Genomic DNA, 21,116 nt, shown 5'->3' with positions numbered 1-21,116 from the left:
TAGCGCTGTGCACAAGGCTCAGCGCGCAGCGGGACGCGCCGCCACGCCGGTCACCTTCGCCGGCATCCACATGCCCGGCGTCCAGCCACTGGCGGCCAGGATGGTCTTCGGGTTGTCCTGCTGGATCAGCGCACGCACCGCGTCACGCTTGTCCCTGGCCTGCAGGTAGTAGGCCTTGGCGATGCGGTAACCCACCCAGTAGCCCAGGTCATAGGGCTCCTGCGAACCGGGCGTGTAGTTGTACAGCCACGGCGACAGGTCGGTGCTGTCGAGGTCGAGTGCGAACGCGCTCTCGATATGCACTTCGCGGCCGCGTGTCCATGCGGCGTGGCGGGCATTGCCCACGTTGCCGGAAATCAGTTCGGTGATGAACTCGGCGATGCCCTCACCCAGCGACACGCGCAGTACCGTCGCATGCGGATCGCCCGGCTCGAAGTCGGTCAGCCCGGTCTGCTGGACGTGCACGTACTCGTGCGCGATCACGTGCACGAAACGATCCTGCACGTTGGGATTCATGAAGTCGGCCGCGCACAGTGCTTCCAGGCCGATGATCACGCCACTTTTCGAGGTCAGCCCGACCGGCCGGCCACGGCCCACCGCGATGGTCACCGGCGGGAACCGGGTCTGCGGGTAGATCGCCTGCAGGTTGGCGAACACGTGCGCCAGGCGCTGCTTCACCACCGGAAGCTCGGCCAGGCAGTTTCGTCCCTGTGCGTACAGCTCGGGCTGGGCGGCCATGGCTTCGGCAATCCGTTCGGGAGTGACCCGCCGCGCCTTGGCCAACTCCGCCAGGCCGGTCGAACCTTCGGCCAGGTAGCCACGCAGCTGGGCAACACTGGGCTTGCCGCCCGCGCTGTCGTAGAGTGCGTAGAAACGACTGACATCCTCGGTGAGGATCTGCGGCGCCGACGGTGCAGCCGCCATGGCCGCGCCCAACGCCCCGGCACAGGCCAGGGCCAGCAGGCCGCGCAGGATCATGTACATCGCTCCGTCCTTGGTGGTGTGCATGCAAGGCGCGCAATTTACCACTCTGCCCGGCCTGCCGCAGCAGGCGGATGCGGCAACCCCGGTGCTATGCCAGACTCACGCCGGCAGCCAGCCGCGGATGATGGAGCACGCAGATGATGATCGTTCCCGCCTACTGGGCCGAAGCCCGCGTGCAGGCGCGATTCCGTGGCCGTTCGCTGGTCGTGCGGCGCTTCGGCTGGTCCGATGAAGGCCCCATCGAAGCGCAGGCGCATGCGGATGCACGCGCCAACGCGGCACTCAACGCCATCATTGCCGGGCAGGCGCTGCCGCGCCGCGAGGCGCGCAGCAACTACGGCATCGAAGGCGTTCCGATCCGCGAGCAGATCGTTCGGCGCGACGGCGATGTCATCATCACCCGCAACAGCTACGGTGCGCTGTGCCTGAACACCCCGGACGTGCTGTTCGCCGACATCGACCACGCGCCGCCCCCGGCAGGGTGCGTGATGCCCGCCCTCATCGCGGCGGTGCTGCTGTTTGCCGGCGCCATCATCGGCACCCTGCTCTGGCACTGGCTGGTGGGACTGGTGCTGGGCGTGGCGGCGGTGGTGCTGGTGAATACCGCGCTGCTGATGCAACGCAGGCGCCGACTGGCCGCGGCCGGTGGCTCCGAGGGTGTGGCCCTGCAGCGGGTCGCGGCCTTCAGCGAGCAGCATCCGGATTGGCACCTGCGTGCCTACCGGACACCGGCCGGACTGCGCGTGCTGGCCATGCACGCCACGTTCCCACCCGAGGACGAACAGCTGCAGCCGTTCTTCAAGGCACTGGGCGCCGACACCCTGTACGCGCGCATGTGCCGGTTGCAGCATTGCTTCCGGGCTCGGCTGACACCCAAACCGTGGCGCGTCGGCCTGAAGTACCGCATCCGCCCGCCGGTGGCCGCGTGGTCAGCCGAGCAGGCCAACAACCCGGATCGCCTGGCCTGGATTGCCGAATACGAGAAGAAGAGCGCTGGCTTCGCGGCCTGCGCCTATCTGCGCAGCTTTGGTGACACCACGCGGACCCACGCCAAGGCCGAGCATGTGCGCGACCTGCACGATCGCCTGTCGCACGCGCTGGACCGACTGCCGCTGGCCTGAGCGCGGCAGACGCTCAGTCAGCGCCCTGCACGAACGGCTGCCCTGCCAGGGTAGTGCCCAGCCGCACCGCGACCTGCTGATCGCCCTTCTCAAAGGTCGTTGCGCACTGCTTTCCGCCCTTCTGGCATCCAACTTCCGGAAAGCCCTCCAGCGATTCCGGCGCGCCCTGTAGCGGCTTCACCTGCCATCCCGCAGCATCCAGCAGGCGCTTGGCCTTGGCGTAGGGCATACCGGCGATGATCCCCAGCTGCGCCAGCTCGGTGGGCAGTGGCTGCGCACCTGCAGTCGAGACCAGGACCAGGGACAACGTTGCAGCAACAAGGATGGCTTTCATTGCACCGACCCGGGACGAACTCACAGGGTCAGCCTAGCCCATTTGCATGACGCGGGAATGTGCCGGTAACACGTCGTTACCGAGCCTCCACAGTTGATCGCAGAGCACGCCTGATGGATCACTCTGCGCGCCGTCTGCGCCAGGCACCACAGTCCAGCGACTCCAGTGCGAGGTCCCTGCGCAACCGGTCCTGCAGCCACCCCATCTGGAATCGGTTGCGCGAGACTTCGCCGCCCGGCAACAGCGCATTCACCGCTTCGCTCAATGCCGGGCGCCACTCTTCCCGGGCAACGGCCAGTGCCTGCTGATCGAACTCCGCCGACGGCAGGCGCTTCCAGGGCAGCATCATCGTTGCCTGCGATGTCGATACCAGTACGACGTCCGCGCGTCCCGGCCGGGTCACCACCACGGTCATCATCGGGTAGTCGTCGGTCCAGAGACCTTCAAAATGACGTGCGACACGTGCCTGCAGGCTCAAGGTGGCCAGCGCCTGGCGGGCGAATGCACGCTGCTGGACGAACGAGCATGCGCCCGGCTGCAGGCTGCGCAGCCCCGGGTCCAGCTCCAGTATCGCGGCCCGGTCGAGCCGCGAACTGATCAGATTCACTGTGGCTTCCCGGGTCAGTGGTGCTGCCTGCAGCGCGGCCTCGAACGCCGCCATGGCGTCGACCGGCAGCAGCTCAGGCAATCGCGCCTTCACGTCAGGCGCATCCACCACCTGCACACGGGTGGTCAAGCCATAGGCATCGCGCTGGATGAGCCAGTGCTCCGACACCGAACCCCAGCCAGACCAGTCGTACGTCACGTGCACGCTCATACGTGGCGGGACCGCCATGGCAACAGGAGATGCCAACAGCGCCGCCAGTGCCAGCAATACCGTCTTCATGAGGCCTCCCTATCCCTTTCAAGCAGCAGCGCAGCGTAGGCCCGGTTCCACCGGATGCAGACAGGCCGCCCGGAGGCGGCCTTCTGCAACGCCGTCGAGCACGCTCGACGCTACTTGGCGTTCTTCACGTAGGTGTCGAACCAGTTCAGCATTTCCGACACCAACTGCTCATTCGATTCCAGCGCGGTGTACCAGTGCGGCTCGTTCGGCAGCATCACAAGGCGGGTGGTACCGCCGTTGCCACGGATGGCCTGGTACAGCTTGCGCGACTGGAACGGTTCGGTACCCGGGTTGGCATCGTCCTCGCCGTGGACCAGCAGCAGCGGCAGCTTGATCTTGTCGGCATAGAAGAACGGCGAGGCCTTCAGGTACACGTCCTGCGCCTGCCACACCGAGCGACGCTCGTTCTGGAAGCCGAACGGGGTGAAGGTCTTGTTGTACGAACCGCTGGTGGCCACGCCGGCCTTGAACAGGTTGGTGTGGGCAATCAGGTTGGCGGTCATCAGGCCACCATGGCTGTGACCGGTCACGCCGATGCGGTTACGGTCAACCACGCCCATGTCCACCGCCTTGTCCACCGCCGCCTTGGCGTCGGCTTCCAGCTGCTCCAGATAGGTGTCGTAGGCGTTCTTCGGGTCGCCCACGATCGGGAACGAGGCGTTGTCGATGATCGCGTAGCCGGCCAGCAGCATCAGGCGATACGGCTGCAGGCGGGTGAAGGTCTGCTGCGAACCGGACACCTGGCCAGCCTGCGCGGCGTTAGCGAAGTCGGCCGGGTAGGCGTACAGGATCGCCGGCACGCGCTGCCCTTCCTTGTAACCCGGCGGCGTGTACAGGGTGAACGACAGGTCCACGCCATCGGCACGCTTGTAGGTCACCAGCTGCTTCTTGATCTGGCGCACTTCCGGGGTCGGGTCGACCAGTCTGGTCAGCGCAGTGGCGCTGGAGGCGAACTGCGCCTCGCCGGCCTTCGCATCGGCTACCGCCTCGCCCTGCTGGCGGATGAAGGCGTTCGGCGGATCGATCACCGACTGGTGCCAGGTCAGGTAGCGGCCCGGCGTGGCGCTGAAACCGAGGAACTGCTCGTAGGCATCGGCACTGCTGCGGAACAGGCGCTCGCTCTTCAGCGTGCCCAGGTCCAGGCGGTCGAGGAATGGACGATCGCCCTGCGGCGAAGCGCCACGACCGCTGAGGAATACATGGTTGCCCTCACGACGCACGACCGGCGCGCCGTTCGGCAGGCGGGTGAAGACCAGGTTGCCGGGGTTGCCGTACAGCTCATCGCTGGACATGTCCCACAGCAGGCGCCCTTCCTTCTTCGGCTGGTCCACATCGACGATGCGGGTCTGCATCCAGTGGCGGTTCTCGTCGTTCTCGTACTGGAAGGCCACGGCCGGATCGGTGGTCCACGCGAAGCCTTCGAAGCGCTGCGCGGTGCGGGTGATTTCGGTCGGCTTGCCGTTGAACGGGGCCTTCAGCATCAGCACGCGATCACGATGCGGCACGTTGACCTTCCAGTCGCCCTTGTCCAGCGCTTCGGCATAGACAAGGGTGGCCGGATCGGTGGCGCGCCAGTCGAACCCGCGTGGGCCTTCCGGCACGCCGTGAACCGGCACACGGTCGGCCAGCGGCAGGCTGGCGATCGGGGTGGTCTTGCCGCTGGTGATGTCCAGCACCGCCACGTCGTTGGCAAATCGCTGGTAGGTCACCGCGTGCGAATACGGGGCCTTGATCGACTCGGTCAGCACATGCACGCCATCGGGTGCGGCGCTGACCTCGTTGAACAGCGCCGGCTGCCCGACCGGACGCACGCTGCCAGCGGCGGTATCGACCACCGCCAGCTGCGAAGCGCCGTAGTAGGCAAACAGCTTCTCGTCATGCACGCTGGTCAGCGTATCGCGCGCTTCATAGGTGCTGCTCTCGCCACTGCTGCCCAGCGATTCCTGCGCGTCCGGTCCGGTCGGCACGCCGCCATTGGACGGCGCCGGGCCCTGGTTGGCCGGCACCAGCTTCACCAGCAGGTTCTGGCTGCCACCCAGCCACTGCACGGTGTTGCCGAAGATCGGGTTCAGCTGCACGTTCGACACCTGCTTCACCTGGCCGGTGGCGGCATCACCGACCCACAGCTGCACGCTGGTGTCGACCGCATTCTGGAAGGCGAAGTGGCTGCCATCGGCCGACCACAGCGCGCCGGTGGCGCAGCCCTGCGGCAGGTTCACCTTGGTTTCCTTGCCGCTGCCGATCTCGACCAGGGTGAAGTCGGCCACGCAGGCCGGAATGCCGTAGCCGCCGGGGGTGTCATGGCGGCTGCGGTTCTTCGGCTCCAGGCGCACGCCGGCCAGCTTCAGATAGGGCTGGGCCACGCGGCTGATCGACGGGTAGGTCTGCGCGGTGGTCAGCAGCAGGCGTTGCCCGCCCGGGGCCACGTTCGGTGCCGGCGGCGGCGGTGCCTTCAGCACCTTGAGCAGGTGTTCCGGCGGCTTCGCGTAATCAGCGAAGGCCGGGCCAGCGGCCAGCAGGCCGACGGTGGCAACGGCAACAGCCGCCGCCAGAGAGGTTCGACGGATGAGCATCCTAATCCCCTGGGGTGTGAATGTGAGCCCGAGGACGGGCAAGAGCCCGAATCTAGCACCGCAGGAGGCAGGGGGAATGGGCCGGAAGGACTAGTGGCCGGATGGGGCAAAGTGGGACGCGCCCGGAGATGCCGGCAGCGCGCCGGCATCTACCAGGCGTGGGCTGTCATCACTGCTGGGCGTGCAGGTCCCAGGCGGTCAGGTAATCGGGGTCGACCACGATCATGCCGCTGTTCCGCATCCGGTACTCACCGGGCTCGGCTCGCTGGTACTGGTCGAGCATCGGTGGCAGGTAGCGCTCATGACCATCATCTTCATCGGCCAGCACCACGCCTTCGTCGGCACTGATGCGCAGCACGGTACCCGCGTACTGTTCCAGCCCCTGCACCTGGCCGTCGCCGCCATAGCGGGTGACACCGACCAGCACGACCTTGCCGATCATTTCCTCGGCCTTGGCATCGTCCAGGGGCGGCAACATGGGATTGAATTCGTCGCTCATCGGTGCACCTCCAAAGCCTGTGGGGACATCGTGGACTCGGCGGCCGCCCACGTTGCCACTGCCGACGGCAACGCAGGGATTCATCGTGGGGCGCAACTCACTGGATCGCAGGACCCACCGGGCAACGCCGGGGGCGCGATATGTAAACGGTGTCTGTAACTGCGGGGGATGGCCATCCGTGCCGGTGGCGTGACCGTGTCAGGCCAAGGTCAACACCACGCGTTGCGTTGCATGCAGGGTGAAGCGTGACAGCTGCACTGTAGCGGCATGACGGCCTCCTGTTGAAGGTCACACGCGGGCGTGTTGCTCCGTTGCAACGAATGCTGCCACTGCGCGCGGAAGGAAGAAGTGAAGATTGCCGCCGGCCCGCACGAGGCGATGCGCGCGGTGCCCGTTCATCAAGCTGGCGTCCCGCTCCGCTGCGGGGCGTCTCCCGCGGCGCCACGCTAGAATGCACGCATGCGCACCGTCCATGCCCTCCGCTACATCACCCCGCTGCGGGAAGGTGGCTCCCTGCCCGCCGTGGTCGAGACCGACGACGACGGCATGGCCGTGCTGAAATTCCGAGGTGCCGGCCAGGGACCGAAGGCGCTGATCGCCGAGCTGATCGCTGGCGAGATGGCGCGCACGCTGGGGCTGCCGATTCCGGAGATCCTGTTCGTCGAACTGGACCGCGAGTTCGCCCGTACTGAACCGGACCCGGAAATCCAGGAACTGATCCGGGCCAGCGAGGGCCTGAACCTGGGCCTGGACTACCTGCCCGGCGCGATCAACTACGATCCGGCGGCAATGCCGGTGGATGCAGACCTGGCCTCGCGCATTGTCTGGTTCGATGCGTTCACCAGCAATGTCGATCGCACCACGCGCAATCCCAACCTGATGGTGTGGCATCGCAAGCTGTACCTGATCGACCACGGCGCCGCGATGTACTTCCATCACGATTGGGCCAACGCCGGCGAGGCCTGCGAGAAACCCTTCGTGCTGATCCGCGACCACGTGCTGCTGTCGTTCGCCAGCCGCATCGCCGAGGTGGATGCCGAGCTGGCCGCCCGCCTGACCGATGCCGAGATCGAGCGCATCGTCGGCCTGGTGCCCGACAGCTGGCTGGTCAACGAGCCGGCATTCGACAGCCCGCAGGCCTATCGCCAGGGCTACATCGACTATCTCAAGCACCGCCTGAAGGTGCGTGCAGTGTTCGTGCAGGAGGCCATCCGTGCCCACGCTGCACACGTATGACTATGCGGTCATCCGCGTGGTACCGCGGGTGGAACGCGAAGAGTTCATCAACGTCGGGGTGATCGTGTCCTGCCCCGGCGCGCGCCATCTGGAAGCAGCCATCGAGATCGATCCGGCACGCCTGCACGCGTTCGCGCCGGCACTGGACCAGGATGCGCTGCAGCCGTGGCTGGATGCGATCGTGGCGATCTGCCGCGGTGATGCCACGGCCGGGCCGATCGCACAGCTTCCCGCACGCGCACGGTTCCACTTCCTCACCGCCAAGCGCAGCTCGATCGTGCAGATGTCGAGCACACATGTGGGCCGCACCGCCGATCCGGCAGCCGTGGTGGAGCACCTGATGACGAAAATGGTGCGGGTACCGGAATGACCGGCGCGATCAAAGTGGCACGCGCCGCGCGATGTAGTTGACCACATTGCCGATCGCATCCGGATCGACATTGGCCAGGCCGACGATCACATAACCCTGAGCAGGCATCACCACGATGGCACTGTTCGACCCAGGCGCACCGCCTTCGTGGCCGTACTGGTGCTCCCTGCCCTCGCCCTGCACCACGAAGCCAAAGCCATACCAGCGCTTGTGGTTCTGCGCCGTGGTGGCCTGCTGCAGCAGTGCGGGCGAGACCAGTCTCCCGCCGCGCAGCGCCTCGGCGAATTTCAGCATGTCGGTGGCTGTGCTGTAGCCACCGCCAGCGGACATGCCGCGCCAGGGCAGCGACTTCGTTTCACGTACCCATTGCCCATCCTTCTTCGTATAGGCGACGGCACGCTGCTGCACCTTCACCGTTTCCGGTTCGAAGCCGGTGCCGGTCATGCCAGACGGACGCAGGATGTGGTCTTCCACATAGGCGTAGTACGACTGCCCGGACACGGCCTCGATGAGGCGTCCAAGCACGATGAAGCCGTAGTTGGAGTAGCTGTCCTGGCTACCGGGCGTGAACTGCGGTGCATCCTTGGCGAAGCGCTGCACGTAGTCATCCAGCGTCTTCAGCGAGGCGGAATACTGGTCAAAATCATCGCCAAAAAAATCGCCGAGGCCGCTGGTGTGGGTCAACAACTGGCGGACGGTCACCTCAGTGGCGACGGCCTTGTTCGGGTAGTCGGGCAGGTGCTTGCCGATCGTATCGTCCAGCCCTAGCTTGCCGGCCTGCACCAGCTGCAGGATGGCCACCGAGGTGAACATCTTGTTGGACGACGCCAGCCGGAAGCGCGTATCCGCCCGCACCGGAATACCGCTTTCGCGATCCGCCTGGCCACCCCGCCAATCCAGCAGCACCTCGCCGTTGCGCGCCACCAGCAACGCTCCCGACAGCGCATCCTGTGCGCGCAGCGCGTCCAGCTTCGTCCTGGCGTCAGCCATCAGGGCCGGCAACGCAATACGCTCCGGCTTGTATTTTTCCGGTACTTCGGTGCCTTCGATCTGGAACAGCTTCAGGTGTGCTGGATGGTCCGGGTCCATCTCCGCCGTCACCCACATCGCACGCTCGTTCAGCTGACCCATCACCAGCAGCTTCGCGTGACCAGGCGTGCCCTCGCGCGTTTCCAGCACGCGCAGCGGGCCGGTACTTTCGCGGAACTCGAGATAGTCATTGGGAGCACTGCCTTTCTTCTTCGCATACTTGTCGGCGAAAGCCTGCAACGCATCGAGGCTGCCTGCATTGAAGGCCGCAAGCCAGTCATCGATGGCGTCCTGCGCATGCGGATGTGCAGGCTCGGAAACGGTTGCGCCAACCGCGGGAAAAGCCAGTACAGCCGTCAGAAACGGACAAGCCAGCGCAGCGCACAGCAGCAGACGTCCAACCGCCTTCATCGTAATTCCTTTGCAGGGATCCCTGCCCCATCCTAGTCCAGGCATCCGCCTGCCGCATCTGCGCTACGGGCTCTGCCGCAGCACCTCCACCGTGACGTTGAATGCCTCGATGCGCCACCACTGGCTGCGCTCGTGCGGCAGCGATTCCACGCCCATCCCGATCTGGTACCTCACCGTGTCCGGACCTTCGCGCCAGTAATAGGGTGCACCGTTGCTCCAGCCGCAGCAGACGTAGCGCAAGACAGGCATTCCAAACGTCGCATGCAGATACGCTTCGACCTGCCCGGCGCGTGCGCCGGCAACGCGGTAGTGGGCTTGCATGGGCTTGATGTAGGACGCGTCGTCCTGGCTGCAGCCCACGTATTCCAGCCCTGCGGGCTTCCGCCCCATCGCCTGCAGGAAATCCTGGCAGGGGGTATCCGGTCGCGCCAGTCCATCGGCACGTCCCTGCTGCTCCCACTCGGCCAGCGCCTGCGCAGGCGCGCCACCGGACAACGACGCCAGCAGCAGGATGCCGGGGGCATGATGGAACAGAGGAAAACAGATCACAGGACGATCCCTCGCAGGTGGTTGCAGAAGTGCTGACCGATGCCCGCGCTACCGCCGCGCCATGCTCTGCTCGCTGAACCGCGCCACGCAGAAATCCACGAAGCTGCGCAGCTTGGGCGTCACCTGGCGGTCGCGCGGATACAGCAGATGGATCCAGGTCGACACCGGCTCGAACGTCGGCAGCACTTCCACCAGATCACCCCGCGCGAGCGCCGCCGAGAGCATTTCGAAGGGCTGCAGGATCAGCCCCAATCCACCGACGGCGGCAGTCAGCAGTGGCTCGGCCTGATTGACCATGAAGCGGCTGGACACCGGCACGGTCAGCACGCTGCCATCGGCATCGCGGAAACTCCAGCGCGTGCGGATGATCGAATGCGCGAAGCCGAGGCACTCGTGACGGCTCAGATCGGTTGGATGGACAATGGCCGGGCGCGAGGCCACGTATGCCGGCGAGGCGCACAGCACCAGCGGATACGGCCCCAACCGCCGCGCCACCAATCCACTGTCGGCGAGGTCACCGGTGCGGAACACCAGGTCGTACCCGTCTTCGACGATGTTGACCAGACTGTTGGACAGGTTCAGATCGACCTGCACGTCCGGGTAGTCCTGCATGTAGGCCACCACCGCCGGGCCCAGCGCATGCACGCCAAAGGTGACCGGTGCACTGATGCGCAGACGCCCCATCGGCCGCCCGCGCGCCACTTCGGCCAGCTGTTCGGCGCCCTCCACCTCTTCCAGGATCACCCGCGCCCGCGCCAGGAAGGCCTGGCCAAAGTCGGTCAGGCTCTGCTTGCGCGTGGTGCGGTTGAGCAGGCGAACGCCCAGGTGCTGCTCCAGCGCCTGGATGTGCTTGCCGACCAGTTGCGGCGACAGGTCCAACACGGCGGCGGCGGCGGCGAAGGAGCCGACTTCGGCCACCTTGGCGAAGGTCCGGAGGGGAACGATCAGGTCCATTGCAAACAGATTATTTCCAATGAAATGCCAGATTACCTCTTATTCTGGACGCAGACCACGTGCATAGTGGCCACCACTTCCCCGCCGGCCCGACCGCCGGCCCCTCCCTGGAGCCCCCATGAGTCAGGTTGTCCGCATTCACGAATATGGCAACGCCGATGTACTGCGCATCGACGACATCGGCGTTCCCGCCCCCGCCGCCGACGAAGTCCAGATCCGCGTCAAGGCCATCGGCCTGAATCGCGCCGAGGTGATGTTCCGCAACGGTGCCTACCTGCAGCAAGCGCAGTTCCCCAGCCGCCTGGGCTACGAAGCGGCCGGCGTGGTCGAGTCGGTAGGCAGCGCGGTCGACGGATTCACCGCCGGCGATGCGGTCAGCGTAGTGCCGCCCCTGGATATCGCACGCTGGGGCACCTATGGCGAGCTGGCCAACGTGCCAGCGCGACTGGTGGTCAAGCATCCGCAGACACTGGACTTTGAAACGGCCGCCGCAGTGTGGATGCAGTACGTCACCGCCTGGGGTGCGCTGCTGGAGCAGGGGCACCTGGCCACCGGGGATTTCGTCATCATCACCGCCGCCAGCAGCAGCGTCGGCCTGGCCGCGATTCAGATCGCCAATGCCGTGGGTGCCACCCCGATCGCGGTGACCCGTGGCCCGGGCAAGCGCCGGGCCCTGCTCGATGCCGGTGCCGCCCATGTCATCGCCACCGAGGAACAGGATCTGGTGGCCGAAGTAGCGCGCATCACCGAGGGCGCCGGTGCCCGCGTGGTGTTCGATCCGATCGGTGGCCCGCAGTTCGTGCCGCTGACCGAAGCGATGGCGCGTGGCGGCATCCTGCTGGAGTACGGTGCGCTGAGCAGCGAACCCACGCCGTTCCCCTTGTTCAACGTATTGGGCAAGTCGCTGACGCTGAAGGGTTACCTGTATTCGGAAATCGTCTCTGATGATGCGGCGCTGACCCGTGCCAAGGCGTTCATCGTCGATGGCCTGGACAAGGGCACGCTGGCGCCGAAGATTGCCAGGGTGTTCCCGTTCGCGCAGATCCAGGACGCACATCGTTACCTGGAATCGAACGAGCAGATCGGCAAGGTTGTAGTGACGGTTTGATCGATCATCAGGGAGCGCGGGTGGCGACCGGCCGCCCCGGTTCCGGCAACGCGTACGCCATCACGTAATCGCCCTTCGGGGTCTCCATGAAATGGTGGCCGCCGGCCATGATCACCACATACTGGCGCCCACCCTGCTCGAACACCATCGGGTTGGCCTGGCCGCCCGCCGGCAGTTTGGTGTGCCACAGCTCCTTGCCGGTTTTCAGATCAATCGCGCGCAGCAGATCATCGGTGGCCGCCGCAATGAAGATCAGGCCGCTGGCGGTGACTACCGAACCGCCGTTGTTCGGCGTACCGATTTCGATCGGCAGGCCCGAACGGATGCCGAACGGTCCATTACCGCGTGCGCTGCCGAACGGGCGGTCCCACAGCAGTTTGCCGGTGCGCAGGTCGATGGCACGGATGCCACCATACGGCGGCTGCTTGCACAGCAGGCCGGTGAACGGCAGCCGCCAGCCGGCATTGACCTGGATGGCGTAGGGCGTGCCCACCTGTGGGTCGCCCGCGCCCTCAGCGCCGCCCTTGTCGAACCGGATCTTCTCGCGCGGCAGCCAGCCCAGCCGGTCGGCCTCGGCACGCGGCACCAGCCGGTTGTAGTTGGGCATGTCGTTGTAGTTGGCCACGACCACGCCACGCCGCGTATCGATCGCTACGCTGCCCCAGTCCGATCCTCCGTTGTAGCCGGGGTACTCGATGGAATGACGATCACTGCTCGGCGGCGTGTAGAAGCCTTCGTAGTACGCCTTGCGGAACTGGATGCGGCAGACCAGCTGGTCGATCGGGGTCAGCCCCCACATGTCGCGCTCGGTCAGGTCATGCTCGCGGCGCAGCGTGTGGTACAGCGAGAACAGCTGGGTGGGTGAGCGCTGTTCGGGCTCGACTCCGCCGATGGGCACCTTTCGCTCTTCGGCGGCGCTCAGCAGCTGGCCGTTGCGGCGGTCGAGGATGTAGATGTCGCCCTGCTTGGTCGGCAGCAGGATCGCCGGCACCTTGCCGGCCGCCGTCGGATAGTCGATCAGGCTGGCCTGCGATCCCAGGTCGTAGTCCCACACATCCTTGCGTACCGCCTGGAAATGCCACGCCGGCTTGCCGGTGGCCACATCGATGGCCACCAGCGAGGTCGCGTAGCGGTTCTGGTTTTCCGTGCGTGAACCACTCCAGTAGTCGCCGGCCGAATTGCCCAGCGGCAGGTAGACCAGTCCCAGCGCTTCATCGCCGGTCGCGGTGGTCCACATGTTCGGCGTGCCGCGCGTATAGGTCTGTTCGTGCGGTGGCAAGCCGCTACGCTCGGGCTGGTCCATATCCCACGCCCAGCGCAGCTTGCCGGTGACCGCGTCATAGGCCTGGATCACCCCCGACGGTGCATCGCGACGCTGCCCGTCCAGCACCTGGTGGCCGGTGACGATCACCCCGCGCACGATCGCTGGCGGCGAAGTGATCGACACGTACCCCGGCGGTACCTCGCCCATGCCCAGGGTGATGTCGACCTGGCCGTTGTTGCCGAAGTTGGCGCAGGGCCGGCCGCTGTCGGCATCCACCGCGATGAGGCGGCCGTCCAGCGTGCCTTCGATGATGCGCGCCCAGCAGGCCGGATGGCTGCCCGGCGCAGCACTCCGGGTCACGCTGGGCGGTGGCTCCGGCAGTGCCAGATCAGCAGCGACATCCGCCAGTGCCGCATCGGCCAGGGTCGGTGCGCTCGGTTGCTCGTAGTAACTCACACCGCGACAGGCGGCCGTGTACGGGATCGAGGCATCCTTCACTTTGGGATCGAACCGCCACAGCTCCTTGCCGCTGGCGGCATCAAGCGCAATCAGCCGGTTGCGGGCGGTGCACAGGTACAGGCGGTCGCCGATCTTCAGCGGCGTGGTTTCCGCGCCCCAGCGTTTCTTCGGCAGGTCACCGGTCCGGAACTGCCAGGCCAGCTGCAGCGTGCCGACGTTGGCCGGCGTGATCTGCTGCAGCGGCGAGTAACGGGTGGCGGCGTTGCTGCGGCCCCACGCCGGCCAATCACCGTCGGCAGGCTGGTCGGCCGGCTGCAGGCCGGTGGTGTCGCGGGTCGGCTCCAGGCCGGCACTGGCTGCGCCTTCCGGGAAAGGCTGATGCCCATCCACTTCGCCATGAGGCGCAAACGCCAGGCCGAAGGCCGCCACGAACACCAGCATCAGCGCGCCGGCGACGCTGCGCGACAGGCGCCTGGAGACCGGTGCACGCAGGGTCGGCGACAGCAGCGCCAGCACGATGCCCAGCGCGGTTACCAAGCCCAGACGCGGCACCCAGCGCCAGTAATCACTGCCCGATTCCCACCAGGTCCACAGCAGCGTGCCAAGGAACACCAACGCGTACAGCAGCGCACCGCTGCGGCGGTTGCCGAACAACAGGATGCCGCTGGCCAGCAGGCCGAACCCTGCGATTGCATAGTAGGCCGAGCCACCGAGGCTGAGCAGCCATGCGCCAAGCCCGCCGATGACAAGGCCAAGCACGACCAGCAGCAGTGACAGCACGGTAACGAGGGGGTGGCGAGAGGAAGGAGCAGAGGCAGACTGCGGCGTGGCGGACATCGTCGATCTCCGGGGCAGCATGCGCCCTTATCCCACCGCCGACGTGAAGCGCGCGCGTATATGTGGCATCCGGATACGACGACGCCGGCACAGGGCCGGCGTCGTCGGGTACCTCAAGCTGACGGCAGGATCACTCCTGCGCGGCGTCCTCGCTGCTGGCAGCAGCCGGGATGCCGTCGGTCGCGGCCGGGGCGGCGGCGGCCACCTCGTCCTCGTCCTCGTCGATCGAGGCATCCATGCGCTCCACCGCCTGCAGCTTCTCGTCCTTGGACAGGCGGATCAGGGTCACACCCTGGGTGTTGCGGCCGACGCGGCTGATTTCCGAGCCACGGGTACGCACCAGGGTGCCGCCATCGGAGATCAGCAGGACTTCATCGCCGGAGCCCATCAGCACCGCGGCGACCAGCTTGCCGTTGCGCTCTGTGGTCTGGATGCCGATCACGCCCTGCGTGCCACGGCCCTTGCGCGGGTAGTCCGGCAGCGGGGTGCGCTTACCGTAGCCGTTCTCGGTGGCGGTGAGGATGTACTGCACGCTGGCGTCGTCGGCGCCGTCGATCACCGCATCGCCATTGGCTGCGATTTCCTCGACACCGTTGTCGTCCTCGTTCTCGTCCTCGATGCCACCGGCACTTTCGGCCACGATCAGGCTGACCACTTCCTCGCCGGCCGGCATCTTGATGCCACGCACGCCGGTCGCGGTACGGCCCATCGAGCGGACCTTGTCCTCGCCGAAGCGCACGGTCTTGCCGTTGGAGGCGAACAGCAGGATGTCACGCTCACCGTCGGTCCGGCCGACGCCGACCAGGGCATCGCCCTCGTCCAGGTTGATCGCGATCTTGCCGCGGGCCAGACGGAAGGCGAACTCGCCCAGCGGGGTCTTCTTGACCGTACCGTTCTTCGTGGCGAAGAACACGAACTGGCCATCGGCGTATTCGCGCACCGGCAACACGGCCTGCACGCGCTCGCCCGGCTCCAGCGGGATCCAGTTGATGATCGGACGGCCGCGGGCGTTGGAACCGGCTTCCGGCAGCTGGTACACCGGCAACCAGAACACCTTGCCCGAACTGGTGAAGGTCAGCAGCGTGTCGTGCGTGTTGACCAGCCACAGCTGTTCGATGAAATCCTCTTCCTTGGTCGCCGCCGCACTGCGGCCACGGCCACCACGGCGCTGCGCGCGGTACACGCTCACCGGCTGGCGCTTCACGTAACCGGCATGCGACACGGTGACCACCACGTCTTCCGGCGCGATCAGGTCGAGGATGTCCAGGTCTTCTTCGCTGTGGCGGATCTCGGTACGACGCTCGTCGCCGAACTCGGCCTTGACGTTGACCAGTTCCTCGCGGATCACCTGCAGCAGGCGGTCGGGATCTTCCAGGATGTGGATCAGCCCCGCGATCACTTCCAGCAGCTGCTTGTACTCGTCGGTCAGGCGGTCCTGCTCCAGCCCGGTCAGGCGGTGCAGGCGCATTTCCAGGATCTGGGTGGCCTGGATCTCGGTCAGCTGGTAGCCGCCCTCGATCAGGCCCACGCCCTTGGGCAGGTCTTCCGGACGCGAGGCTTCGGCACCGGCGGCGCCCAGCATCGCACCGACCAGGCCCGGCTCCCACACGCGTGCCAGCATGCGCTCACGGGCTTCGTTCGGGTTCGGCGAGGTCTTGATCAGTTCGATCATCTCGTCGATGTTGGCCAGCGCGACGGTCAGGCCTTCCAGCACGTGGGCACGGGCGCGCGCCTTGCGCAGCTCGAACACGGTGCGGCGGGTGACCACTTCGCGACGGTGGCGGACGAACGCCTCCAGCATCTGCTTGAGGTTCATCAACTGCGGGCGGCCATCGACCAGCGCCACCATGTTGATGCCGAACACCGACTCCATCTGCGTCTGCTGGTACAGGTTGTTCAGCACAACCTCGGCAGATTCACCGCGCTTGATCTCGATGTAGATGCGCATGCCGTCCTTGTCGGACTCATCGCGCAGCTCGCTGATGCCTTCGATCTTCTTTTCCTTGACCAGCTCGGCGATCTTCTCGATCAGACGCGCCTTGTTCACCTGGTAAGGAATTTCAGTGACGATGATCGATTCGCGGCCGTTGTCGGCCACTTCGATATCGGCCTTGGCACGGATGCGCACGCGGCCACGGCCGGTGCGGTAGCCGGCAACGATGCCGGCGGTGCCGTTGATGATGCCGGCAGTCGGGAAGTCCGGGCCCGGGATGTACTCCATCAGGCCGTCGACATCGATGTCCGGGTTGTCGATCAGCGCGATGCAGGCGTTGATCGATTCGCTCAGGTTGTGCGGCGGGATGTTGGTCGCCATGCCCACCGCGATACCGGCCGAACCATTGACCAGCAGGTTCGGGAACCGGGTCGGCATGACCGTCGGCTCCAGTTCCTTTTCGTCGTAGTTGGGCTGAAAATCGACGGTTTCCTTGTCGATGTCCGCCATCAGCTCATGCGCCAGGCGCGACATGCGCGCCTCGGTGTATCGCATCGCCGCGGCGGAGTCGCCGTCGATCGAACCGAAGTTACCCTGGCCGTCGACCAGCATGTAACGCAGCGAGAACGGCTGTGCCAGGCGCACCAGCGTGTCGTACACCGACTGATCGCCATGCGGGTGGTACTTACCGATGACGTCACCGACGATACGCGCCGACTTGAAGTAGGGCTTGTTGCTGTGCGCGTTCAACTCGTTCATCGCGAACAGCACGCGACGATGCACCGGCTTGAGGCCGTCGCGCGCATCCGGGAGCGCGCGGCCCACGATCACGCTCATGGCGTAATCGAGGTAGCTCTTGCGCATCTCGTCTTCCAGGTTGACCTGGATGATTTCCTTGGCGGTTTCTGCCATTCGGGTTCCGTTGTCTGGTAGCGGTCCAGTCCGGCGCAGCCCTCTGCGGGAGGGGGTCGTGCCGGAACCTCGATTCAACCTGTGGATACTACCACAACAGGCCGTTTTCCGCCTCCCTTTACGGGGATTTTACCGGCACAAATCAGGAACTTAGGGGGCGCTTCCGGCCAGCGGCCGGTGCTCCCGGGGGCGCAGGTCACCCTGGGGCGCCCCCCGCCCTTCAGCCGCCGAAGGCGGCGCGCATGTTCTCGACGGTCGGGTTCAGGATCACCCCGCGCTCGGTCACGATGGCGTCGATCAGTTCGCCCGGGGTCACGTCGAACACCGGATTCCACGCGGCAATGCCCTCGGCCACGGTGCGGGTGCCGCCCACGCCGTACAACTCGCCCGGGTCGCGCTGCTCGATCTCGATCTGGCTGCCGTCCACGGTCTCCATGTCCACGGTGGAAGACGGTGCCACGACCATGAACCTGACGCCGTGGTGGCGGGCCGCAATGGCCAGCTGGTAGGTGCCGATCTTGTTGGCGGTATCGCCATTGGCGCAGATGCGGTCCGCGCCGACGATCACCCACTGCACGGCGCCGGTCTTCATCAGATGCGAGGCCGCCGAGTCGGCGATCAGGGTGGCGTCGATGCCATCCTGCTGCAGCTCCCACACGGTCAGGCGCGCACCCTGCAGCCACGGTCGGGTCTCGCCGGCGAAGACGCGGGCGATACGGTGCTGGGCCATGCCGGCACGGATCACACCCAGTGCGGTACCGAAACCGGCGGTGGCCAGCGAACCGGTGTTGCAATGGGTCAGCACGCCGCTGCCAGCGTCGATCAGGCCCGCGCCCAGTGCCCCCATGTGGCGGTTGGCGGCCAGGTCTTCCTCGGCGATGGCCTGCGCTTCCGCGGCCAGCAGTACCTTCCAGTCCGGGCCGGCAGCGCTCAGGCAGCGGCGCATGCGTGCCAGCGCCCAGGCCAGGTTGACCGCCGTCGGACGCGAAGCGTTCAACCGTTGCAGCGCCGGTTCCAGCTGCTGCAGTGCCTGCACGCCATCGGCCGCCTGCACGTCTCGCGCCGCCAGCACCACGCCCCAGGCAGCCGCGATACCGATCGCCGGTGCGCCGCGCACGGTCAGCGCGTGGATGGCAGTGGCCACGTCGTCACTGTCATGGCAGACCACATGCTCGACCACGAACGGCAGCTTGCGCTGGTCCAGCAGTTGCAGGGCGTCGCCGGTCCACAGGATCGGGCGGATGTGGTCGTAGCGGGCGTAATCGATGTCGGAGGCAGTGTTCATGGGCCCATTGTAGGGCCACGCCCTGCAGGGTTGGAGCCTGCCCGGGCTCAATTCACCGAGAATTCGGCACGACAGCCGCCATCCACCCAGATCCCGTTGCGGTTCCAGCCCCAGGTGCTGCCCTCCTCGCACGGCGTGTTGGACAGTTGCTCGGAAACGGCGGCCCCCACCGAGATGCTGGCACCGCAGAAGCGGCGCTTCTTCGACTTGGATTCGCAGGTCAACCTGCGCGGCACGTCGACGAAGCGACCCTCATCATCGGCCACTTCGAAATCGCCCTGGCAACCGCGGCTGGTCCACACTTCATTGCGCTTGTAGCCCCAGCCCTGCCCTTCCCGGCACGGCAGCGCCGACAGCTGCCGCAGCAGGCGTACCGGGGCGCCGTCCAGACGCACCGGGCAGCTCTGTGGGCGGCCGTTGGATTCACACCGCACCACGCGACGGACCAGGCGCTTGCCTTCAGTGGCCGCAGCCGTGGCGCCGGCAGCGCGACGGGCGCGGAACTCGGCACGGCAGCCCAGGGTGACCCACACGCCACTGCGGTCGGTTCCCCATTCGCTGCCGCGGATGCAGCTGTTGCTGGACAGCTGGCGGACCAGGTCGACGCCGTTGCTGACATCGATATCGCAATGCACCCACGCCATGTCACGCGATTCGCAGGTCACCACTGCATCGTCGTAGCCCACCTGCTGCGCAGACGCCGATGACGGCAGCCAGGCACCCCAGAGCGCGATGGAGTACACCGGTGCAGCAACGACCGCAAACCACTTGACCAATGCCTTCCCCAACAGGAGTGGACGAATTCCGATGCCAGTGTCTCGCATCTGCCGTGATAAGAGCATCATCCTGCTTGCCGAAGCAAGCGCGCAGACGCGGCAATCCGTTCAGTCTTCGATGTTCAGGAAAACGCAGCACTCACGCATGGGCGAAGTCGTAGGCCAGCACATCGGCAATGCGTGGCGTGCGGTTCATCGCCATCAGCAGGCGATCGACACCGACGGCGACGCCGGCACAGGCCGGCATCGACGGCAATGCAGCCAGCAACGCTTCGTCCAGCGCCGGCTGCACCTGGCCGCGCTCATGCCGGCGCTGCAGGTCACGCTGGAAGCGCGCACGCTGTTCATGGGCATCGTTCAGTTCGTGATAGCCGTTGGCCAGTTCGACCGGCCCCAGGTACAACTCGAAGCGTTCAGCCAGCGGCGGCGTGCCGGGACGGATGCGCGCCAGCGCGGCCTGGCTGGCGGGCCAATCATGCACCACGGTCATCACCGCGTCATCGAAATGCGGCTGGATATGGTGGGTCATCAACAGATCCAGCCAGTCGTCGCGGGTCAGGCCGACCGGATCGATATGCACGTCGCCCAGTGCGGCACGCAGTGCGGCCTCATCGGCGTCGAACGGGTCCACGCCCACATGTTGCTGGAACAGCTCGCGGTAGCTCAGCACGCGCAGCGACGCACTGCGCCCGACCAGGGCCAGCGCCTGGCCGACCAGCTCGGTGGTTTCCTGTACCAGACGGTGGTGGTCCCACCCCACCCGGTACCACTCCAGCATGGTGAACTCCGGGTTGTGGCGACCACCGGCCTCGCCGTTGCGGAACACCCGGCCCAGCTCATAACAGTCGCCCACGCCCGCCGCCAGCAACCGCTTGAGCGGGTACTCCGGCGAGGTGCGCAGCCAGCGGCGACGGCCACCGGCATCGACATGGCCGCTGAAATCGGTATGGAAGCTGTCGATGTTCGGCTCGGTGTTGCCCGCCACCGACAGGATCGGCGTTTCCACCTCCAGCACATCGCGCTCGGCGAAGAAGCGACGTACCAGCGCATTGAGTGCGGCACGCTGCTGCAGCGTGCGCAGCAGGGCCGCGCTCACAGGATGCCCTCCGGGCGCGGATGGTCCAGCGGCAGGGTCAGCAGGTCGCGGGTGTCATCGATGTAGCCGCTGGCCAGGTACAGTCGGCGGGCCAGTTCGTTGTGGTGGTTCACTTCCAGACGCAGGCGGCTGACGCCCCGCCCGCGGGCGCGCTGCTCGCAGATGGCCAGCGCCTGCTTGCCACGGCCGCGACCGCGCGCGCGATGGCTCAGGTACAGCTCGTCCAGCAGCATGAAGTGGCCGCCCTGTTCCAGGCTGAAGCCCATCGCGATCACCGCGTAGCCCACCACTTCAGCCGCCTCGTCCAACCACAGCAGCACTTCGCCGTTGCGCGGGTCGGCCAGCAGTGCATCCACGCCGCGACGCACGCGCGCGTCATCGAAGTCGATCCTGTCTTCGGCATAGAACTCGCGCATCAACGCGATCAACCGTTCCTCGTCGGCGCGGGTGGCCAGGCGGAAATCCAGCGGGGCGGTCTGCATCGGTGTTCCTTTGTGTTT

Annotated in this window: 18 protein-coding genes; 4 read left to right on the top strand and 14 right to left on the bottom strand. The window is 66.3% G+C overall.

Features of this window, described 5'->3' with window-relative positions; genetic code table 11:
* Positions 1–18: 18 nt before the first annotated feature.
* Complete coding sequence (locus tag SSKA14_RS10545) at positions 19–984, bottom strand: DUF2268 domain-containing putative Zn-dependent protease (protein ID WP_040007434.1); 966 nt, start codon at positions 982–984, stop codon at positions 19–21.
* Positions 985–1,121: 137 nt separating this feature from the next.
* Between SSKA14_RS10545 and SSKA14_RS10540 the strand changes: the two genes are divergently transcribed.
* Positions 1,122–2,105, top strand: a complete 984-nt coding sequence (locus SSKA14_RS10540; protein ID WP_008267053.1) for a hypothetical protein — start codon at positions 1,122–1,124, stop codon at positions 2,103–2,105.
* A 13-nt stretch (positions 2,106–2,118) separates the two neighbouring features.
* On the opposite strand, the gene SSKA14_RS10535 is transcribed toward SSKA14_RS10540, so the two are convergent.
* The 4 genes from SSKA14_RS10535 to SSKA14_RS10520 form a co-directional block, all read right to left on the bottom strand.
* A complete protein-coding gene (locus tag SSKA14_RS10535) occupies positions 2,119–2,439 on the bottom strand; it encodes a hypothetical protein (protein ID WP_040007432.1) in 321 nt (106 codons plus the stop codon).
* A 118-nt stretch (positions 2,440–2,557) separates the two neighbouring features.
* Positions 2,558–3,313, bottom strand: coding sequence for a hypothetical protein (locus SSKA14_RS10530; protein WP_232281376.1), 756 nt, complete (start codon positions 3,311–3,313; stop codon positions 2,558–2,560).
* A gap of 122 nt (positions 3,314–3,435) precedes the next feature.
* Entirely contained in the window at positions 3,436–5,898 is a 2,463-nt protein-coding gene (locus SSKA14_RS10525; protein WP_008268578.1) for a prolyl oligopeptidase family serine peptidase, read from the bottom strand.
* Positions 5,899–6,067: 169 nt separating this feature from the next.
* On the bottom strand, positions 6,068–6,397 hold the full coding sequence (locus SSKA14_RS10520) for a hypothetical protein (RefSeq protein ID WP_008264504.1): 330 nt from the start codon (positions 6,395–6,397) through the stop codon (positions 6,068–6,070).
* Between the two features lie 459 nt (positions 6,398–6,856).
* Between SSKA14_RS10520 and SSKA14_RS10515 the strand changes: the two genes are divergently transcribed.
* Both SSKA14_RS10515 and SSKA14_RS10510 read left to right on the top strand, forming a co-directional pair.
* Positions 6,857–7,633 carry a HipA family kinase gene (locus SSKA14_RS10515; protein WP_008266310.1) on the top strand — a complete coding sequence of 259 codons (777 nt, stop codon included), beginning with the start codon at positions 6,857–6,859 and terminating at the stop codon, positions 7,631–7,633.
* On the top strand, positions 7,611–8,003 hold the full coding sequence (locus SSKA14_RS10510) for a DUF3037 domain-containing protein (RefSeq protein WP_008266292.1): 393 nt from the start codon (positions 7,611–7,613) through the stop codon (positions 8,001–8,003). The genes SSKA14_RS10515 and SSKA14_RS10510 overlap by 23 nt, the downstream gene beginning before the upstream one ends.
* A gap of 9 nt (positions 8,004–8,012) precedes the next feature.
* Here the strand turns inward: SSKA14_RS10510 and SSKA14_RS10505 are convergent, their stop codons facing one another.
* The 3 genes from SSKA14_RS10505 to SSKA14_RS10495 form a co-directional block, all read right to left on the bottom strand.
* Positions 8,013–9,443, bottom strand: a complete 1,431-nt coding sequence (locus SSKA14_RS10505) for a serine hydrolase domain-containing protein (protein ID WP_008265805.1) — start codon at positions 9,441–9,443, stop codon at positions 8,013–8,015.
* 63 nt (positions 9,444–9,506) lie between these two features.
* Positions 9,507–9,992, bottom strand: a complete 486-nt coding sequence (locus tag SSKA14_RS10500) for a DUF4952 domain-containing protein (RefSeq protein ID WP_008267536.1) — start codon at positions 9,990–9,992, stop codon at positions 9,507–9,509.
* A gap of 48 nt (positions 9,993–10,040) precedes the next feature.
* Positions 10,041–10,946, bottom strand: coding sequence for a LysR family transcriptional regulator (locus tag SSKA14_RS10495; protein WP_008268098.1), 906 nt, complete (start codon positions 10,944–10,946; stop codon positions 10,041–10,043).
* Between the two features lie 118 nt (positions 10,947–11,064).
* On the opposite strand from SSKA14_RS10495, the gene SSKA14_RS10490 reads away from it, so the two are divergent.
* On the top strand, positions 11,065–12,054 hold the full coding sequence (locus tag SSKA14_RS10490) for a zinc-dependent alcohol dehydrogenase family protein (RefSeq protein ID WP_008266708.1): 990 nt from the start codon (positions 11,065–11,067) through the stop codon (positions 12,052–12,054).
* Between the two features lie 7 nt (positions 12,055–12,061).
* Here SSKA14_RS10490 and SSKA14_RS10485 read toward each other — a convergent pair whose 3' ends face one another.
* From SSKA14_RS10485 to SSKA14_RS10460, 6 genes are all read right to left on the bottom strand, one after another.
* Complete coding sequence (locus SSKA14_RS10485) at positions 12,062–14,614, bottom strand: membrane-bound PQQ-dependent dehydrogenase, glucose/quinate/shikimate family (protein WP_040007429.1); 2,553 nt, start codon at positions 14,612–14,614, stop codon at positions 12,062–12,064.
* Positions 14,615–14,744: 130 nt separating this feature from the next.
* Entirely contained in the window at positions 14,745–17,459 is a 2,715-nt protein-coding gene (gyrA, locus tag SSKA14_RS10480) for a DNA gyrase subunit A (protein ID WP_008265025.1), read from the bottom strand.
* A gap of 220 nt (positions 17,460–17,679) precedes the next feature.
* Complete coding sequence (gene mtnA / locus SSKA14_RS10475; protein WP_008265587.1) at positions 17,680–18,744, bottom strand: S-methyl-5-thioribose-1-phosphate isomerase; 1,065 nt, start codon at positions 18,742–18,744, stop codon at positions 17,680–17,682.
* Positions 18,745–18,791: 47 nt separating this feature from the next.
* A complete protein-coding gene (locus SSKA14_RS10470; protein ID WP_040007427.1) occupies positions 18,792–19,520 on the bottom strand; it encodes a DUF3011 domain-containing protein in 729 nt (242 codons plus the stop codon).
* 139 nt (positions 19,521–19,659) lie between these two features.
* Complete coding sequence (gene epmA, locus SSKA14_RS10465; protein ID WP_008267417.1) at positions 19,660–20,616, bottom strand: EF-P lysine aminoacylase EpmA; 957 nt, start codon at positions 20,614–20,616, stop codon at positions 19,660–19,662.
* A complete protein-coding gene (locus SSKA14_RS10460) occupies positions 20,613–21,098 on the bottom strand; it encodes a GNAT family N-acetyltransferase (protein ID WP_040007425.1) in 486 nt (161 codons plus the stop codon). Before SSKA14_RS10460 ends, epmA begins: the two co-directional genes overlap by 4 nt.
* Between the last annotated feature and the right edge of the window lie 18 nt (positions 21,099–21,116).

It is taken from the genome of Stenotrophomonas sp. SKA14 (assembly GCF_000158575.1).
Lineage (GTDB): Bacteria > Pseudomonadota > Gammaproteobacteria > Xanthomonadales > Xanthomonadaceae > Stenotrophomonas > Stenotrophomonas forensis.
This window is presented reverse-complemented; position numbering and strand designations above follow the sequence as displayed.

Coding starts and splice junctions, on each gene's coding strand:
- SSKA14_RS10545 (WP_040007434.1), bottom strand. CDS start 984: ATGTACATGATCCTGCGCGGCCTGCTGGCCCTGGCCTGTGCCGGGGCG.
- SSKA14_RS10540 (WP_008267053.1), top strand. CDS start 1,122: ATGATGATCGTTCCCGCCTACTGGGCCGAAGCCCGCGTGCAGGCGCGA.
- SSKA14_RS10535 (WP_040007432.1), bottom strand. CDS start 2,439: ATGAAAGCCATCCTTGTTGCTGCAACGTTGTCCCTGGTCCTGGTCTCG.
- SSKA14_RS10525 (WP_008268578.1), bottom strand. CDS start 5,898: ATGCTCATCCGTCGAACCTCTCTGGCGGCGGCTGTTGCCGTTGCCACC.
- SSKA14_RS10520 (WP_008264504.1), bottom strand. CDS start 6,397: ATGAGCGACGAATTCAATCCCATGTTGCCGCCCCTGGACGATGCCAAG.
- SSKA14_RS10515 (WP_008266310.1), top strand. CDS start 6,857: ATGCGCACCGTCCATGCCCTCCGCTACATCACCCCGCTGCGGGAAGGT.
- SSKA14_RS10505 (WP_008265805.1), bottom strand. CDS start 9,443: ATGAAGGCGGTTGGACGTCTGCTGCTGTGCGCTGCGCTGGCTTGTCCG.
- SSKA14_RS10495 (WP_008268098.1), bottom strand. CDS start 10,946: ATGGACCTGATCGTTCCCCTCCGGACCTTCGCCAAGGTGGCCGAAGTC.
- SSKA14_RS10490 (WP_008266708.1), top strand. CDS start 11,065: ATGAGTCAGGTTGTCCGCATTCACGAATATGGCAACGCCGATGTACTG.
- SSKA14_RS10485 (WP_040007429.1), bottom strand. CDS start 14,614: ATGTCCGCCACGCCGCAGTCTGCCTCTGCTCCTTCCTCTCGCCACCCC.
- gyrA (WP_008265025.1), bottom strand. CDS start 17,459: ATGGCAGAAACCGCCAAGGAAATCATCCAGGTCAACCTGGAAGACGAG.
- mtnA (WP_008265587.1), bottom strand. CDS start 18,744: ATGAACACTGCCTCCGACATCGATTACGCCCGCTACGACCACATCCGC.
- SSKA14_RS10460 (WP_040007425.1), bottom strand. CDS start 21,098: ATGCAGACCGCCCCGCTGGATTTCCGCCTGGCCACCCGCGCCGACGAG.